Here is a 15,197-nt window from a genome sequence, read left to right on the forward strand (position 1 = left end):
GAAATGGCGCAAACTCGACGGTCAAAACCGCCTCCCCGAGATCATCCAAGGGGTTGAGTTCCGGGATGGGATCCGCCAACTTCAAACCGCCGCCTGATCAAGCGTCACCAACTTTTGCCCATATCTCCTTTAAACCGCCCCGGTTACACTGGAGGATGATTTTTCTTAGTTACGCTAAGGACTTGCACGGTCAGTGACAAAAACCACAGTATTCACTGCAGCAAAACGAAAACACCCCCGGCTGAAAGGCCGGGGGTGCTGTATTCGCAGTCACAGCAAAGGCCTAAAACTGACCTTACACACTCATACTTACATACCCTGTGAAGCCGCGAAACCTGTAAAGCCGCCCATACCGAGGTCCGCAAGATTGGTCAGCGCACCAGAAGCCAAATCTACCGCGTACAATCCGGCACTCGCTTCACCATCGATTTGAAGGACCGCGTATGCCATGTTGGTCCCTTCAGCGGGCGACACGATGTCAAAACCTCCGGCGTCGATGACATCGACGGCTTTACCATCGATAGTCAACAGACCAACTGTTGCCAGCTCACCCGCATTGTTGGCCAACGTGACAAGTGCATTCGCGCGGGCGTCGAGCGCATACTGCGCCGTAGAGTCAGCAGTCGCGCCCGCGATTGCATTTGTGTAGGCGTTCGCAAAGATCAACGGATCCGCACCGGCGGAATTGTCTCCGTCCACATAAAACGCATCGGTAAAGCGACGCACGGAATTGGCCCGCTCATCGTTGTCGCCGAACCCGTCGGGAAAATAAACAAGGTTCGCCCCATCAGCGCCCACTGCTCGTACGGCATCGATCTGGTTGTTGAAATCGAACGCTACAGCACCTTCACTGATCATAGCGTCGTCCATGAATGTTGCGTCTAAATCGGTCAGAGCACCTGTCGTAGCGTTCACCTCGTAGACCATGCCGTCAACAAAACCGATCAGCTGGCCTGTCACAGGACGATATGCGATTGCGCGCAAAGGCGTATCAAGCACAAAGGTCTGCACCTCACCGGGCGCAGCAATACTCGCCATGGTGACGAGTGTGGTTCCGTCTTTCGCAAGCGCGTACCCTTTCGTTCCTGCGTGGCCATGCGCAAATGCAGGTGCGGCAAGTGCCCCTGTCACGGCGGCGGTCAGGGCGAAAGCAGAAATCTGAGTATTCATAGGTATCTCCTCACATTGCGCTGACAGACATTGTGTCTGCCAATTCGTAGGAGGCACGAAGAGGATCAGGAGGAAGTTTCACAGGTGCAGAAAAAAACTCAATAACCGCGAACACATTGCTCAAGCTCATGTTTTCCAGCTACAACGTCAGCAACGCATGCATGTGCACAAGCTGCGCACTTATTGGATCGTCATGACCCAGAACCAAAGACATGAAATAGAAACGCTGATCGCCCAGACAGCTTTGGGCAATCAAAACGCGTTTTCGAAACTTTATGATGCAACCAGCGGGAAACTTTTGGCTGTTTGCATGCGTGTCTTGTCTGAACGCGCAGCGGCAGAGGATGCAGTGCAAGAGGTTTACGTCAAAGTCTGGAAGAATGCCGGCCGGTATCAGGTCACGGGCCATTCGCCGATGACGTGGCTTATCACGATTGCGCGCAACACTTCGATTGATCGCCTGCGCTCCAGAAGATCCGACGACGATATTGCAGACCATAGCGAACGCATCGCGTCACCTGAATTATCGCCCGAACAATCTGCCATCGCTGCTTCAGAGTCCAAGCGGATAATGGGTTGCATGGACGAACTAAAGCCAGACCGACGCGCAGCAATTTCGGGCGCATACCTTGATGGAAAAAGCTACAAGGACCTGTCCGAGCAATTTGCTGTTCCGCTCAACACCATGCGAACGTGGCTGCGTCGAGACCTTGCAGCCCTGCGGGAGTGTATGACCCGATGACCTCAGTTCTATCATCAGACGAGCGCGGCGCATTGGCTGCCGAGTACGCCTTGGGGCTCCTCACAGGGGATCATCTGGCTTACGCACGGCAGAGGGCGGCGAGCGATCCCGAGTTTGCGCAATCGGTGACGGATTGGGAAATCAGATTTGCGGCGCTGACTGACGATCTGACAGACGAAACACCCAGCCCCGCTGTCAAAAAGGCGCTGCAGGCTGAAGTTTTCCCGAAGACAGCGCGCCAACCATTTTTCCAGCGGCTTTGGGTATGGCAGGCAGGTGCTGCTCTTAGTCTATCGGTGTTGGTTGCTGTGCTTGCATTGGACTTTGGCACACCGGATCAAACCACCGGTCCGCTCTATATCGCTGAGATTGCAGCTGACGCCGGAGATTTCAGGGTTGTCGCTGTGGTCGATAAATCCACTGACGAGATTTTCCTCACCCGTACCCAAGGCGCTGCCCCGGAAGGTCGAATTCTTCAAGTCTGGGCGCACGGCGAAAGCGGACCGACAGTTTCTGTAGGTTTATGGCCGGACGGCGAGTCGATCCGGCTGCCCTTGCCCGAAACGATTGCTGCTGTCGGAGGTATTTTGACAATCGGTGTCAGCGAAGAACCCCCTGGAGGGTCCTCAACTGGCTTGCCCTCCGGGCGCGTATTCGGAACTGTCGATATTCCGGGTGTGTCTGGCCAGCTCTAGCTAGATGCTTCTAGGATATTAGTGGCGATGCAGCGAAAGGGTGCTTCGTCTGCTCTGCCGACCTTCACCGTCCGAAAATGCTGCGCCATGGACGAATTGCCGGTCCGGGGAAGCTGAGGTGCAGCATCGGCGTGGTGGGGGATGGCGACTCTGGGCCGAGAGACACGGCGGATAATAGGTTAGATTACTGATGTTCTCTGCGAACGCAAAAACAAGTCAGTTTGGTAGAACGCGGACATTTTAACCTCTCAGAACGCCAAACTTCAGACACCCTTCACTGAGTTTGAACTCGAACGGGCCATTGACCAATCTTGCGTTGGTGGAGGCTATAACAAAGACGCTGCTACTTCGACGTCAGGCCTGATCAATTTTCCATGTTCAATAGATTCGCGGAATAATATTGCCGCTCGCATCGGTGACAATCGCCAAGACCTTCAGGCCTGTTACGGCGCGTTGCGTTGTGACGGGTCGCGGTCGAATGCGCCCGTCGCCGCGGTATCACCCTCTAGGCGCTGACGCTGCGCGGCCTCTGCCCACCATTCTAGCTGACCGAGCGTGCGCCCGACATAGCCGTCCCATTTCGCAGAGTCCGAGACCCAGGCCCCTTCGTCGTCTAGGGCCTCTTGTGCCTTGGGAAGGTGGGTCATGGCCGACACCGGCAGGCACCCCAGCTCTGACAGAAATCCGCGCATACCCATAGCGGCGCGCGCACCGCCCCATTGACCGGCTGAATAGGTGACAATTGCGCTTGGCTTCCATGCAAAGCGCGATGCCGCGAAGTGGTTCAGAACATGCGCCAGCGCGGGTGACATGGAATGGTTGTATTCCGGGGTGACCATCACATAGCCGTCCGCTGCCTGGATCGCCTCAGCCAGATCGTTCAACGCCTGGGGCGCGCGCCCCTCGGCATAGGCGAAATGCGGTTTGAAGATGCCGCCTATGTCGTAATCTAGCGGATCGATGATCTGCGCATCATGAGCGCTGTCGGTGATAAGACGGTGACACATCATGCTGACGCGCTGCCCCAATCTTGCCGGTCGGGGCGGCGCGCTGTCACGGGCTGAACCCAGAAAGATGAGGAACTTCATGTCTTGACGATAGATCAGCCGGGCGACTAACTCAACTGGGCATGCGAGGTAGTTCGAAAACTGCCCAACGCCTTCCCCAGTGCGATAACCAACACGCAGGCGATTTTAGGCACCAAAACGGCCACGACGAAGATATCTCCATAGGCCTGCCTGTGTGATATGCCGGAAATCCCCAGCAGGGTGATGACCGTGCCGTTATGGCGCAGCGTATCGAGACCCCCGGTCGCAAGGGCCACAACTCGGTGCAGCAGCGCTGGATCGAAGTACTCAACAGCAGCCTGCTCCATCAGGGACGGCCCGATGAGGTCGAGAGCGATAGAAATTCCACTCGAAGGACGATGTTGCATGAAGACGGTTCGGGCTGCATCTGCCCCTTTCCCCGTTTCGTTATGCAACACGCTCATAGGTCGCACGATCGAGACGGGTCATGCGGTTGAGGGCTTTGACAGCGATCTCGGTTTCGGTTGTCTGGGTCTCCATTTTGCGGCTGCGCAGGTCCGGTCCGATGACCTGTTTGTAGCGCCCGATCTGGGCCTCGCCGCGTGATCTCTGACCATAGCCGGTGGCCTTCTGCCAGGCCATTCTGCCGCCCTCCGCGATCCTCTCGAGATGGGCTTTGCGTGCGGCGCAAGCACCCGGACCAGTATTCTTCGGCGGTGGAATGATCCGCTCGACATCCGGACCAAGCGCTCGCCGGATCGTTGCGGCGGTCGGCGCACCGTCATAGGCGCCGTCTGCGATGAAACGGCGAACGGGACCGGCCACCCCAGCCAGCAGATCAGTCAACGCGCTGGGGTCTCCGACATGTTCTGCAGTCAGGCATGATGTGACAAGTTCCCCGCTTTCCGGGTCGACGCCGATATGCAGTTTACGCCATGTTCTGCGGGCCTTTGGCACCCCGTGTTTCTCCCGCATCCAGTCGCGGCCACCGTGGACACGCAACCCTGTGCTGTCCACAATCAGCGTGATCGGGCCACTGGCTGTCCGGGTGTCAGGCGCGATCTCGCGTAATCGCGCACGTCGGCAAAGCGTCGAGTAATCCGGCACGGCAAGCTCCAGTTCCATGAGCCGCAGCAGACTGCGCACAAAGCCCTGCGTTTGCCGAAGCGGCAGGCCAAATACGGCACGTAGGGTCAGGCAGGTCTCGATCGCCAGATCGGAATAGCGCTGCTGAGCACCTCGCTCGCCCGAACGTGCCGCCCACCAACCACGCACCGCATCCTCGCTGAACCAGACTGTCACATCCCCGCGCTGGCGCAGCGCCTCGTTGTATTCGGCACAGTTCGTCACACGGTACTTTGCCTTCGCAAACTTATCCCGTCGCGATCCGTTGAATTTGAAAGGCATCCCAGCATCCCGAAGTCAGGATCAAGGATCAGCTACGCTTCGGATGAACTTCGTGCAACAAGGTCGGTTAGACCAGTCCTGGAACGCCGTGGGCAGCGATTTCCCCGGTCGTTCCCCGAGCGCCTCGAGTATCGTTCCGAGCCGTCGGTTCAGCCGGACATCTCCAAGGTCACATCCAGCGGTTTCTGTTTCCTCCCAACTCTGCCCCATACCCGCACCTCCATCATTTCGGTGCCACATGACGAATCATGTCCGTTACTTCTCGGGCAAGGCCAAGTCTGCCGGGTGAATCAATTCGCCACACGACTTGTGACAGGTAACTTCATGCCCAATGGCGCGGTTACAATCTAAGGCTGCGTTTTGCCACACATGTATAAGCTATACGAATTCTTAATATACCATAATGCGCTTTGCCTGATCTAATAGGATCAGCCTAGAAGGCCTCACCTTTCTTCGACGAAGACTACGAGAAGCGAAGGTCACACAATCTGGGAGGAATGTTCTTGAAGATCGATAAGTTAGCAGTTGTATTGACTGTCGCTGGCATATTCGCGGCCGGAAGCGCCGTGGCTCAAGAGAAAACGTTCAAGCTTGCACATGTGTTCAGCACGGATCACCCGGTGCATCTGGGCGTTCTGAAAGCAGATGAGCTTTTGCAAGAAAAGTCTGATGGTCGCTTTGCGTTGCAGATTTTTCCTTCAGGCACCTTCGCGAGCTATCGCGATGCCATTACAGCGGTCCAGTTGGGAACACTCGACATGGCCCCGCTGGATACTGCGATCGATTGTCTACCCGCCTCGGGCGTGATGCTTTCGCCTTATACGTTCCGAGATTACGATCACTGGCGTGCTTTCAAGGAAAGCGATGTTTATACGACATTGCTGGATGATATCAGTGACGCCTGCGATGTAGAGCAGTTGAGCCTTTATACCTTTGGCTTCCGTCATGTTACGACCGGCGACACACCTGCAACGACCCTCGAAGATTTCAACAAGCTCAAGTTACGTGTCGTCAACTTTGCGCCCTATCCAGAAGCAGCCACGGTGCTTGGGGCAACCGGAACGCCGCTGCCGGTCGCAGACGTCTATCTCGCGCTGTCAAACGGCGTGGCGGATGGTCAGGAAAACCCGTTTACACAGATCGTCGCTATGAAGCTTTTCGAGGTGCAGGATTATCTCATCCTGACTGGGCATATGTTGGCCAGTTCGGGCATGACCATGTCGCAGCGCGCATGGACCGGTTTGTCGGATGAAGATCAGGTAATGTTCCGGGAAGTCTTTACGGAAGCAGCGGCCTATGTGGACAGCATCGTAATTGATGGCGAAGCAGAGCTGTTGGCCACACTCGTTGACGAGTATGGCATGGAACTGATTGAGGTCGACAAGCAACCCTTCGTGGATCGCGTTCCGATGGTGATGAAAAAGTACCCTGAGTTCCAAGAACTCTACAATCAGATCCAAGCAGTCGAGTAAGCAATCCAAACTAATTAACCTATTCCGCAACTGCGGAATAGGTAGATGGAGATGTCGCAATGAACCGCCTACTCAAGTCTCTTGAAGTGGGGATCGGCAGCTTTTGCCTGTTCGCTATGTTTGCACTTCTGTGCCTCAATATAATCATGCGCTACGCATTCAACGCAGCCATCCCTTGGGCGGAGGAAGTGTCCAACTACCTCTTTGTTTGGGCGGGCTTTTTGTCCTGCGCCTACTTGTTGGGGGAAGAGCAACATTTACGTGTCGACTTTGGCGTCAAGTGGCTGCCATTGAAGGCGCAGCTCGGCGTTAAGCTGTTCAATGATATGGTGCTCTTAGTCTTCTTCGTCTCAATGGTGATCCCAAGCATCCGGCTGTTGGGCAAACTACGGACAACGCCTTCTTTGAGAATGCCAGAGGCAATCCCCTATTCGATTTTGCCAATCACGATGGTGATCTGCCTCGTTCATCTCATTTCGCTTATTCGTCGTCACTATACGGCCTTCCGGGAGACTTCCGCATGAGTATTGCAATCTTGCTTGGGGGGTTCATAGGCCTGTTTCTGCTTGGCATGCCTGTCGCGTTTGCGATGATTGTCGCGGCTTGGGCATATGTTCTGTACACGGGGTTCGATCTGTCCTTCCTGTCGCTACAGCTGTTCGCCGGCCTGGACTTCTTCGTTCTTCTGGCGATCCCTTTGTTCATTTTGGCGTCGGAAGTGATGGCACGCACGTCAGTAGCGCAACGCATCTTTGACTTTGCAGAGGCGATGGTGGGCGGCATTCACGGGGGGTTGGGGCATGTGAATACGGTCACATCCGTGGTCTTTTCCGGCATGTCGGGATCTGCTGTTGCTGATGTCGGTGGGATTGGCCGCCTCAGCTATCGCGCTATGGTCAATCAAGGCTATCCAGCGCCCTATAGTGCCGCTGTGACCGTGGCCAGTGCGGTGATCGGGCCGATCATTCCGCCATCCATCCCGATGATCGTGTTTTCTATGGTCTCTGGTGCCTCTATCGCCAAGTTATTCTTTGCAGGGGCGATCCCCGGGCTGATGATCGCTTTTGCGATCTTTGGATATGTGTACGTTACATCGCGCCGCCGGGGGTATCCCATGGGGCACCGGGCAAATTTCGCTCAGTTGGTGGCAGCCCTGATTGCGGGCTTCTTACCGCTAATGACGCCGGTGATCCTTTTGGCGAGCATCTATCTGGGTATTGTCACGATCACAGAAGCCGCGGCCGTGGCCGTTCTCTACGCGATGGCACTTGGCATTTTTGTCTACCGGACTCTTGGGTTGAGAGATTTCGTAGACTGCATGCGTTCAGTCTTTATTACTTGCGGCGCGATCCTAATATTGTTGCCCGCAGCCAAAGTCTTTGGCTTTGCACTGACCGCTGAAGGTGTATCGCAACATTTCGCCCTCTGGGTTACGTCAATTTCCGAAAACCCGATCTTCATTCTGGTGGCGATCAATGTGCTGTTCCTCGTGCTGGGCTGCATTTCGGATCCAAACGTCAACATTATGCTGTTCGTGCCCATCGTCATGCCATTGGCCAACATGATCGGGATCGACCCGATCCAATTCGGCATGATCGTCGTCCTCAACTGTATGATTGGGCTGGCAACGCCTCCTGTGGGCGGATTGCTCTTCGCCATATGTGGAATGGAAAAGATCAGGATTGAAGATGTGTTTCAAGCCATGTGGCCCTTCTTGGGCTTGCTCCTCGGAGTCCTCGTCTTGGTGTCCGCAGTCCCAGCCCTTTCACTGTGGTTGCCCAGCGTCCTTTTTGACTGATCGAAAGTAGAACTCATGACAATCTCTAATGCTTGGATGAAACCGGCTCTCAAATCCGGCGCTGTTTTGCGCGGACTTATGGTCTCGGAAATGAAAACGCCCTTTTTGGGTGCTCTCTTGGACTCGATCGGAATGGACTTCGCAATCCTAGATCAAGAGCATGGCAGCTATGGCCCAGATATGCTGGCGTCACTCATGGCGGGCTTCAGGAACGGGCGTTGCCAGCCCATCGTGCGCGTGCCGGAAATTCGTCGCGATGCGTTTCTGACTCCATTGGAGCTTGGCGCATCAGGCGTCCTTGTTCCGCGTGTCGAAACTGCTGTTCAGGCACGGGCGATCGTCGATTTTTGCCATTACCCGCCATCGGGGTCGCGGGGGGTCAGCATGTCGCGGGCACATACCCGCTTTTCACGAGTGACCGCCACTGAATATTTGCCTCAGGCCAATGCTGAAATCCTGATCGGCGTCCAGATCGAGACGGCCGCGGCTTTGGACGCGCTGGATGACATTCTATCGGTAGATGGGATCGATATGGCATTCATCGGCCCATCTGATCTAAGCGTGTCGTGCGGGATTTCCCCTAAGTTGACATCGCCGGAAATGGCGGCACATGTCGATGCAATTTTGGCGGCCTGCAAACGTCATGGAAAGATTGGCGCGCTTCAGACGACAGATTGGGAAACGGCCTTGTCACTGGTGCCGAAAGGATTGAACCTGATTTCTGCGACCACTGACCTTGCAGCGCTTCAGTACGGCATGACGGCTGCATTGACCGCCCTTGAAACCGCGCCACGAGCGGACTGAGTCATGACAAATAGCGACTGTTTCCTCGGCCTCGATCTGGGGACTAGCAGCCTGAAGGCTGTCCTGACCGACAAACGAGGTGTCGTGCTTGCAGAGGCGTCCGCGCATTATCCTACTTTGCGCCCTCACATCGGCTGGTCCGAGCAAGACCCTGTCGAGTGGCATAGAGCGATGACTGAGACGGTCGCCTCACTCTATGCCTCGGCGCCAGAGGCAATGGATCGATTGGTTGCGATCGGCTTTTGTTCTGCGGCGCATTTGCCGGTCCTCCTCGATGCGGATGGCAAGGTCGTGCGTCCGGCGATTTTGTGGAGCGATCAGCGCAGCAGTGCCGAGGTGAAATGGCTGATCGCCGATCACGGCGCGAGAATACGGGATGCCACCCTGAATGAGCCGTCCTGCACATGGACACTTCCTCAGCTTGTGTGGGTGGCGGGGAACGAGCCCGACGCCATCGCCCGAACCGCATCGCTGTTATCCTCCAAGGACTATTTAATCTATTTGCTCACAGGGCGACGTCAGATGGATCTGACTTCAGCTGTGGCGACCTTGATGTACGATGTCGAGGCGCGGACTTGGGATTTCGACCTGACGGCCCTTGCAGGGCTGTCACCTGACGCTTTGCCTGAAGTCGTAGAGTCCACTGCCCTCGTCGGGAGGTCAGGCAGCGGTTCCGATAACTTTGGTTTGCCTGACGGTATCGCGGTGATCAGCGGTGCGCTTGATAGTGCCGCGGAAATTGTCGTCTGCGGCGGTCCAGCAATTGATCCGCCAGCGGTCATTCGCGTCGGATCATCGGCGGCGATCCTTGCCCCCGGAGAACCGGTCTTCAAACAAGGGGTGTTAAATTATCCGCACGCCTTGCTGCCGGGACACTATTATCAGGCTGGGACCAATGCCGGGGCAGTCGCTCTTCAATGGGTGCGCCATCTCGCCGGTGGTTTGGAGCACGACGAGGTCGATGAAATGGTCAAGGCAATACCGGCAGGTGCCGACGGATTGCTGTTTCACCCTTACCTTCAAGGGGAGCGGGCACCGTATTGGAACCCGGACATGCGCGGCAGCTTCTCGGGTATCCATTCGCGCCATGAGATTGGACATTTTGTAAGAGCCGTCATGGAAGGCGTTGCATTTTCCCTTCGCGATTGCATCCAGCGTCTGGATCTCAATATCTCGCATGACGTTCCGGCGAGATTGGCCGGAGGTGTTATACGTGGGCAAATCTGGCCACAGATCCTTGCGGATATCCTTGAACTGCAATTGGAGACTGTCGACCATGCAGAATCGGCGCTTGGCGCGGCATTTATCGCAATGCAGGCCATGAACGGGCCAATTGGAATCCCAAATGTGGCGACGCACTCGACGATCCGGCCTGATCCGGAGAAGGCCGAGCTGTATTCTGGAATGTTCGCGCGCTATCAGCGGTGGGCCGCTTTCATAGATCGCGAAGCGCGGATGGGCGCTTGATCCTCGAAGGTCCGTCGATTTCCGAATAATGCACCCAACCGTCGGGCAGAGGTTTTAATATCACCTCAGGGAGAAGGTCTGTGCGCTTACGGGCAAAGCTTAGAAGCAGGCGGGCAACGCGTGTCATCCGCTCCGAAACAAATGCAGCGCCCAATTGTTCGGACAGATTGCTTGTATCGATATCCAGCGCGACAAGCCTGCCTTGCTCTAAAAGATCAACGACAGCCCAATCACCGAGAAAGGCAATACCGCTTTCAATCTCGCATAGGGTGCGGATTAAGTACGTGTCATTACTCTGGCCCACGATATCTGGGATAATCCCGTGAAGCGCAAAGAAGTGATCGCTTAACGAACGGAAGTTGATCCCGCGCTCATACAGGATGAACCTCTCATGCGCGATGTCCTGCGGGGTTACGCCCTTCACCCCTGCCAACGAGTGGTTTGGGCTGGCCACGATCAAAGTGCGGTGACTTCCAAGCACCGCCTGTTCAATTCTGGGGTTCCGGTACGGGTAGGGGATCGGCAAGAAGCCAATATCGAGCGCGCCATTCAGAATGTCCTCTGCCGTGCGCTCGGTGTGGGTCGTTGTCCGAATATCCAGCCTAATGTTGGGATAGATGCGCCCGAACGCCTGATAAAGCCTTGCCCAGATGAAAGACGTCCCAGACGTACTGGTCCCAACACGAATTCGGCCATGATACTCCTCGGGCGACAGGTTGCTGGCTGGCATCAGTGTCTGGCGCTGACGGAGCAGGCTTTGTGCCTGCGGAAGCAGATTTTTTCCAGCCTCTGTGATTTCGCAATGGCGCGCATTGCGAATAAACAGCGGTTCCTTCATCTCCTCTTCAAGCCGCCGAATGGTTTGGCTTACCGCTGACTGCGACATACTAAGTTGTTCAGCTGCCGCCGAAAAACTTCCTGTTTCGGCGATGGCGACAAATGTGTGAAGGTGTCGAAATTCCATAGGCGTAAGCTATCGTGTGAAGAATAGTAGCACCATAGGCTTTGTAGACTCGATCTGGTTGACGGCCTGCTTACCTAGCGGCACTGCAGGCCGAGGCCTTTCAGGGACGCTGTTGCATAAATCTGAAACTGGCCGCAGGTCCCCTTTCCCCAGACACACTTATCCCGCGGCGATTGTGACGGGTATGCCGAGGGCCGTTAACCGGTTCAGCACTGCAGCGCGGATCTGAACCTCGGCGAGTTGGCGATCAAAGTCGCCCGCCATAAGGCGCTGACCGAGGCCCGATCCGCAGTTCATCTTAGTCTCAACTCGGCTTCGTCGGTGATCCTCGGTCCAGCGCCGCTACAGAGAACGGCCGCGATATGTCGAGGCCCGGAGCGCCTCGTTACGGGCCCTGGCTCCGGCGGTGGTCGGCTTCCACGGCACGGCGTTCTTGCGTGGCGGAATGATTGCGGCCGCGCCGCGGTTGGCAATGGCATCGTGACATTTACGCGTGTCGAAGGCACCGTCGGCGGTGACGGTGGCGATCTCCTGATGCGGGTCGATCTGGCCCAGTAAGTCGGGCAGCATCGGTGCGTCGCCGACATTGCTGGTGGTGACCTCGACTGCCCGGATTTCCAGTGTTTCCTCATCGACCCCGAGGTGAATTTTGCGCCAAACTCGCCGTTTTGCACCGCCATGCTTGCGTGCAATCCACTCCCCTTCACCCTCAACCTTGATGCCGGTGCTGTCGATCAGCAGGTGCAGTGGCCCCTTTGATCCGCGATATGGGATCGCCACGCATCGGTCTTTTGCCGGCGGCTCAGAGTGCTGAAGTCGGACACGGACCAGCCAAGACCGGCCAGCTTAAGCAGGCTCGCAACGAACCTGGTCGTCTGCCGAAGCGCCATGCCGAAGAGGACCTTGAGCGTGAGGCTGGCTTGGATGGCTGCAGCACTATAAGTCTGTTGGCGGCCACGCTTCTCGGAGGGGGCCTCCTCCCACACCATATCCGGATCGAACCAGACGGTCAGCGACCCACGCCGCCTCAGCGCGAGGTTGTAGTCATGCCAGTTCGTTGTCTTGAAGACTGTCTTTCCGGGTGTGCTCATCCCGCTCGGCTACCACATTGGATTGACGTGGTGAATCCCGCGCAGGATTTGTGCAACATATGTAACCGCCCCAAATGCAAGAGGGATTTTGAAGCTTTTTCTGACACGTCGTCGGGTGCTGACATATGTCCGGCCTCATGATGCGACCTTACAGATGTCGCGGGCTCCGATGGTGTTCGAAAATCAGGTCCAGATCAAAGCCGCGTGCTCAAAGGCACTCTGTTGCGCACTGGTTTTCCCGATCCCGTCTCACGACTATTGCGCCAAACTGCTCCTTGCCCTCTTTCGCTCCGACGTCCTCGCGACCGACGGTCGGCTTACGCCGCCGCGACCGGAGACTGATAGACGCCGCCCTTGGCCATCAAGGCCCAGACGATCCGCGCCATTTTGTACGCCAGCGCCACCCGCACCAGCATTGTTGGTTTGCGCGACAGCAATCCCGCGAGCCAGGTACCGGGCTGTGCCGCCTTATGAACATGTCGTTTGATGACCACGCTATTGGCCCCGATGACCATCAATCGTCGCAAAGATCGCTCGCCCATCTTCGTCGTTGCACCCAAACGTTGTTTGCCGCCCGTAGAATGTTGTCGCGGTACCAAGCCCAACGTCACGCCAGAGGCGTGCAGCCCGCACGACGCCGCAAAATCGCGGCCACGGCGGAAGGTCTCAGCCGGCGGCGCGAGGGTCACGAGTGCCGTCGCAATCAGCGGACCGATGCCAGGAATAGTCATCAACCGTCGCGCCATTTCGTTGTTCTGTTCGCGGGTTCTGATCTCAGCGTCAAGCTTGCCGATCCGGGCTTCAAGATCGGATAGTGTGCCGATGAGGTCCTCCAGAACTTGGCGCGCAGTCTGCGGCAGTTGGACTTGCTTCACTTCCGTTCCGGTTTTCCGCGAGCAAGGCTCGCCATAGAGGAGACCGGATATGGCAGCCAAACATAGTGACGACTTCAAACGTGAAGCGGTTCGGATCGCGACGCACAGCGGCCTGACACGCCGACAAGTGGCCTCAGACCTTGGCGTAGGGTTTTCGACCTTGGGCAAGTGGATGCGGGATTACTCGACCGATCCGGCTGCCGCCGAGGACGCGGAGCTGCGCCGGGAGAACGAGCGCTTGCGCAAAGAGAACCGCGTTCTGCGGGAGGAGAGGGAAGTGTTAAAAAAGGCCGCGATCTTCTTCGCGAGCCAAAAGCAATGAGATTTCAATTCATTGCGGAGTATCGCGGAGGTCTTTCACGTGCACATTTGTGCCGCCTGATGCAGGTTTCAGACCGTGGGCTACGGGCGTGGCGTCGCAGGCCACCATCACATTGACAGCGTCGCGACATGATCCTTCTGGCACATATCCGCGAACAGCATCGGCTCAGCTTGGGCAGCTACGGCCGTCCGCGCATGACGCAGGAATTAAAGGAGCTGGGTCTCTAGGTCGGTCAGCGCCGCGTCGCCCGGATCATGCGTGACAATGGCATCCAGGCTCTGCGCAGCCGTAAATTCAAGCGCACCACCGACAGCAACCACAGCTTCAACATCGCCCACAATCTGCTGTCCCAAGATTTCTCGGCACCCGCCCCGAACCAGAAATGGGCGGGAGACATTACCTACATCTGGACCCGCGAGGGTTGGGCCTATCTCTCTGTCATCATTGATCTATACTCACGCCGTGTGATCGGCTGGGCGATCAGCAATCGTATGAAGCAGGACCTGGCCTTGCGGGCCTTGGACATGGCGATCGCTCTACGCAGACCGCCACCTGGCTGCATTCACCACACCGATCGCGGAGCCCAATACTGTGCTCACGAGTACCAGAAGCGCCTACGTCGTCACAAACTGCTTCCTTCGATGAGCGGCAAGGGAAATTGTTATGATAATTCGGCTGTCGAGAGTTTCTTCAAGTCGCTCAACGCCGAATTGATCTGGCGAAATACCTGGCAAACACGCCGGGACGTCGAGGTCGCAATGTTCGAATACATCAACGGTTTCTACAACCCACGCAGGCGACATTCAGCGCTGGACGGAAAATCGCCCTTGGCTTTCGAAAAGATCGCCGCCTAACATGAGCAACACACCGGAACGGAACCGGTGCAAGTCCAGGCAACCGATTGAAAAAATCCAGAACCTGCGCTCGTCGCAACTTCTTGCGAACAACCGCATGGTCCGTGCCGTCCGCACCGTGAACCTGAAAAACACTCTTCGCCAGATCGAGTCCAACTGTAGTAACTTCTGACATGACCGCCTCCAAAGTTGGGTTGTTGCGATCCCACCTTGGCACAGCAGATGCCGTCGGGGGGGCGGTTAAAGCATCAAGGCCATTAATTGATTTTGAACCGCGCCGGGTTTGCCGGAGGCTGAATTGTCTTAGTTACGCGGCCATATCTGATCTTTCCATAGCAGCATAGAAGTTTGCTTCTGCCTCAGCGGGCGGGATATTCCCGATAGGTTCCAGCAGGCGGCGATTGTTGAACCAGTCGACCCATTCGAGGGTGGCATATTCGACGGCTTCAAAGCTGCGCCAGGGGCCACGGCGATGAATGACCTCAGCTTTGAATAGGCCGTTTATCGT

The 15,197-nt window shown here is 56.5% G+C and carries 14 protein-coding genes and 4 pseudogenes; 8 read left to right on the top strand and 10 right to left on the bottom strand.

Features of this window, described 5'->3' with window-relative positions; all coding sequences use genetic code 11:
• Window positions 1-309: 309 nt before the first annotated feature.
• On the bottom strand, window positions 310-1,170 hold the full coding sequence (locus BV911_RS17120) for a DUF4394 domain-containing protein (RefSeq protein ID WP_086054810.1): 861 nt from the start codon (window positions 1,168-1,170) through the stop codon (window positions 310-312).
• Between the two features lie 193 nt (window positions 1,171-1,363).
• Between BV911_RS17120 and BV911_RS17125 the strand changes: the two genes are divergently transcribed.
• Both BV911_RS17125 and BV911_RS17130 read left to right on the top strand, forming a co-directional pair.
• Window positions 1,364-1,912, top strand: coding sequence for a sigma-70 family RNA polymerase sigma factor (locus BV911_RS17125; protein WP_086054821.1), 549 nt, complete (start codon window positions 1,364-1,366; stop codon window positions 1,910-1,912).
• Complete coding sequence (locus BV911_RS17130) at window positions 1,897-2,607, top strand: anti-sigma factor domain-containing protein (protein ID WP_240512336.1); 711 nt, start codon at window positions 1,897-1,899, stop codon at window positions 2,605-2,607. Before BV911_RS17125 ends, BV911_RS17130 begins: the two co-directional genes overlap by 16 nt.
• A 443-nt stretch (window positions 2,608-3,050) precedes the next feature.
• Here BV911_RS17130 and BV911_RS17135 read toward each other — a convergent pair whose 3' ends face one another.
• The 4 genes from BV911_RS17135 to BV911_RS17150 are packed head-to-tail and all read right to left on the bottom strand — an operon-like array spanning window position 3,051 to window position 5,282.
• The gene (locus BV911_RS17135; protein ID WP_086054812.1) at window positions 3,051-3,695 is read right to left on the bottom strand and encodes an NADPH-dependent FMN reductase; all 645 of its coding nucleotides are present in this window, start codon (window positions 3,693-3,695) and stop codon (window positions 3,051-3,053) included.
• A 26-nt stretch (window positions 3,696-3,721) separates the two neighbouring features.
• The gene (locus BV911_RS17140; RefSeq protein WP_205963887.1) at window positions 3,722-4,099 is read right to left on the bottom strand and encodes a hypothetical protein; all 378 of its coding nucleotides are present in this window, start codon (window positions 4,097-4,099) and stop codon (window positions 3,722-3,724) included.
• Window positions 4,083-5,042: an IS5 family transposase gene (locus tag BV911_RS17145; RefSeq protein WP_086054813.1), complete on the bottom strand. Its 960-nt coding sequence runs from the start codon at window positions 5,040-5,042 to the stop codon at window positions 4,083-4,085. The genes BV911_RS17140 and BV911_RS17145 overlap by 17 nt, the downstream gene beginning before the upstream one ends.
• A 21-nt stretch (window positions 5,043-5,063) precedes the next feature.
• Entirely contained in the window at window positions 5,064-5,282 is a 219-nt protein-coding gene (locus tag BV911_RS17150; RefSeq protein WP_371588314.1) for a transposase, read from the bottom strand.
• Window positions 5,283-5,545: 263 nt separating this feature from the next.
• On the opposite strand from BV911_RS17150, the gene BV911_RS17155 reads away from it, so the two are divergent.
• The 5 genes from BV911_RS17155 to BV911_RS17175 all read left to right on the top strand — a co-directional run bounded on the left by BV911_RS17155 (window position 5,546) and on the right by BV911_RS17175 (window position 10,583).
• Window positions 5,546-6,514 (top strand): TRAP transporter substrate-binding protein, encoded by a 969-nt coding sequence (locus tag BV911_RS17155; RefSeq protein WP_168184122.1) that lies wholly within the window; start codon window positions 5,546-5,548, stop codon window positions 6,512-6,514.
• A gap of 59 nt (window positions 6,515-6,573) precedes the next feature.
• Window positions 6,574-7,038, top strand: coding sequence for a TRAP transporter small permease (locus BV911_RS17160; protein WP_086054815.1), 465 nt, complete (start codon window positions 6,574-6,576; stop codon window positions 7,036-7,038).
• Window positions 7,035-8,312, top strand: coding sequence for a TRAP transporter large permease (locus BV911_RS17165; protein ID WP_086054816.1), 1,278 nt, complete (start codon window positions 7,035-7,037; stop codon window positions 8,310-8,312). The genes BV911_RS17160 and BV911_RS17165 overlap by 4 nt, the downstream gene beginning before the upstream one ends.
• Before the next feature lie 90 nt (window positions 8,313-8,402).
• Window positions 8,403-9,116, top strand: coding sequence for an HpcH/HpaI aldolase/citrate lyase family protein (locus BV911_RS17170; RefSeq protein ID WP_205963886.1), 714 nt, complete (start codon window positions 8,403-8,405; stop codon window positions 9,114-9,116).
• Between the two features lie 3 nt (window positions 9,117-9,119).
• Window positions 9,120-10,583 carry a xylulokinase gene (locus tag BV911_RS17175; RefSeq protein WP_086054818.1) on the top strand — a complete coding sequence of 488 codons (1,464 nt, stop codon included), beginning with the start codon at window positions 9,120-9,122 and terminating at the stop codon, window positions 10,581-10,583.
• On the opposite strand, the gene BV911_RS17180 is transcribed toward BV911_RS17175, so the two are convergent.
• The 3 genes and pseudogenes from BV911_RS17180 to BV911_RS17190 all read right to left on the bottom strand — a co-directional run.
• Window positions 10,552-11,547: a LysR family transcriptional regulator gene (locus BV911_RS17180; protein ID WP_086054819.1), complete on the bottom strand. Its 996-nt coding sequence runs from the start codon at window positions 11,545-11,547 to the stop codon at window positions 10,552-10,554. The two genes, BV911_RS17175 and BV911_RS17180, sit on opposite strands and share 32 nt — an antisense overlap.
• 159 nt (window positions 11,548-11,706) lie before the next feature.
• A pseudogene (locus BV911_RS17185) lies at window positions 11,707-12,638 on the bottom strand (IS5 family transposase).
• 317 nt (window positions 12,639-12,955) lie between these two features.
• Window positions 12,956-13,498: pseudogene (locus BV911_RS17190) on the bottom strand (transposase); the annotation flags it as partial.
• A 64-nt stretch (window positions 13,499-13,562) separates the two neighbouring features.
• On the opposite strand from BV911_RS17190, the pseudogene BV911_RS17195 reads away from it, so the two are divergent.
• Window positions 13,563-14,689 (top strand): annotated as a pseudogene (locus BV911_RS17195) (IS3 family transposase).
• A gap of 37 nt (window positions 14,690-14,726) precedes the next feature.
• On the opposite strand, the pseudogene BV911_RS19810 reads toward BV911_RS17195, so the two are convergent.
• Window positions 14,727-14,864: pseudogene (locus BV911_RS19810) on the bottom strand (IS110 family transposase); the annotation flags it as partial.
• A 132-nt stretch (window positions 14,865-14,996) separates the two neighbouring features.
• Window positions 14,997-15,197 (bottom strand): IS3 family transposase (locus BV911_RS17205; RefSeq protein ID WP_139840022.1); only part of this gene is annotated, 201 nt, incomplete at its 5' end.

This window comes from Pseudoruegeria sp. SK021 (assembly GCF_002119405.1).
GTDB lineage: Bacteria > Pseudomonadota > Alphaproteobacteria > Rhodobacterales > Rhodobacteraceae > Meridianimarinicoccus.